General features: G+C 43.9%; 2 protein-coding genes. Both read left to right on the forward strand.

Translation table 11 applies throughout. The annotated features are described in order from the left end of the window. The first annotated feature begins 5 nt into the window (after positions 1-5). Positions 6-524 carry an MltR family transcriptional regulator gene (locus R7M72_RS25465; protein WP_140289510.1) on the forward strand — a complete coding sequence of 173 codons (519 nt, stop codon included), beginning with the start codon at positions 6-8 and terminating at the stop codon, positions 522-524. Positions 525-533: 9 nt separating this feature from the next. Beyond that, positions 534-1,122 (forward strand): nucleoside/nucleotide kinase family protein (locus R7M72_RS25470; RefSeq protein WP_318056507.1); only part of this gene is annotated, 589 nt, incomplete at its 3' end.

Below are 1,122 nucleotides of genomic sequence, written 5' to 3' on the forward strand. Positions count from 1 at the left end.
AGACGTTGTCACGTGAAGACGAGTTACTGGAGAAATTGGATGAGTGTGAAAATGCCACTGCGTTTCTTCAGGTTTCTAACAAAATAATTAACCTCAAGTTAAAAGCATTACTTCCGAGTGTGTTCGTCCAAGACGCCTTAGTGAAGGAGTATGCTGTGGATCCTTTATTGAGAGAAGATGGGCCATTGGTCACGACCGATGTTGTCTCCAAGTTGATGTTTGCGATGGGAAAAATCTCATTACAAACTTATGCAGACATTGGCTTGTACGATCAGGTATTGGAGTATGTGGTTACTCAGCCTGAAAAGATCGCGTTTACAGATGATGTGATTTATGACTTCATCAAAAACCAAGCGGTACTCTCTTCTCAGCAAGACTGCTTTTATCTTGAGTCGATCAATCAGCTAAAGTTCTCTTCGTTTGAGTCCTTTTCGCAAATGAGATACGAATCTCTCATCAAAACAGTGCTCAAGCTGTCGTGTGAAATGTTGATAGAAAGAATCGAAGAGGAAATCAATCAGTAAGGGTTCACCATGCAAGTGAATTTAAACGTCAGTGGCTTTGAAACCGAAGCAACCTTTCCCGATGCCGACGTAAAACGAATCCATCAGCCTCTTATCGAAAAATTTACTCGCCTCTATCATGAGAAGCAGGAACGCATAGTAGTGTTCTTGTGCGCTCCTCCGGGCAGTGGCAAGTCGACACTCGCTGCGTTCTGGGAATACTTGTCGGAACAAGATGAAAGCCAAGAGCCTTTACAAGTGCTGCCGTTTGATGGTTTCCACTACCCAAATGAGATCCTCGAAAACAATACGATTGAACGAGATGGCGAGCTCGTGTCTCTGCGCAGTATTAAGGGGGCCTATCAAACATTTAATCTGACGGAGCTTATCGACAAGCTCAAACAGCTCAAAGTTAAAGATCCGAAATGGCCTTACTACGACCGCAATTTGCATGATCCAGTCGACGACGCCATTTTAGTGAATCGCAATGTGGTTGTCGTTGAGGGGAATTGGTTACTGCTTAATGAACCGGTGTGGAATGAACTGCATCGTTTGGCAGATTTTACCGTCTTCGTCGATACACAGCCTGAGTTTCTGCAAGAACGCTTAGTAAACCGTA

The organism is Vibrio sp. YT-18, from assembly GCF_033337345.1.
In the GTDB taxonomy this organism is placed as follows: Bacteria; Pseudomonadota; Gammaproteobacteria; order Enterobacterales; family Vibrionaceae; genus Vibrio; species Vibrio alginolyticus.